This is a genomic window from Neisseria sp. HMSC061H08, assembly GCF_001836795.1.
Lineage (GTDB): Bacteria > Pseudomonadota > Gammaproteobacteria > Burkholderiales > Neisseriaceae > Neisseria > Neisseria subflava_A.
The window spans coordinates 1-247 of sequence record NZ_KV830568.1; the positions used below are offsets into that span (position 1 = coordinate 1).

The window sequence follows — 247 nt, forward strand, 5'->3', positions numbered from 1 at the left end:
CAATTATTCAGACTGGGTAAAAATTAAATTCAAGCAGTTCAGCTATCTGAAATTTATCTATGGATACGCTACGGAGAACCAAGATATAAATATCGATAATACATTGGAGCTTGGAGAATTAAAGCAGGATGATGAAATCTTGGATTATGGAGGTACGCTGGAATTGATAGGCGGTAGGTATGATCTTCCGACCGGTTTTAGCATAGATATAGTTTGCCGGGAAATAGAGTTAGAATTTTTAGATCAG

General features: G+C 36.4%; 1 protein-coding gene. It reads left to right on the forward strand.

Annotated elements, in window-relative coordinates; translation table 11 throughout:
• Positions 1 to 247 (forward strand): hypothetical protein (locus HMPREF2675_RS04975; protein WP_141759957.1); only part of this gene is annotated, 247 nt, incomplete at both ends.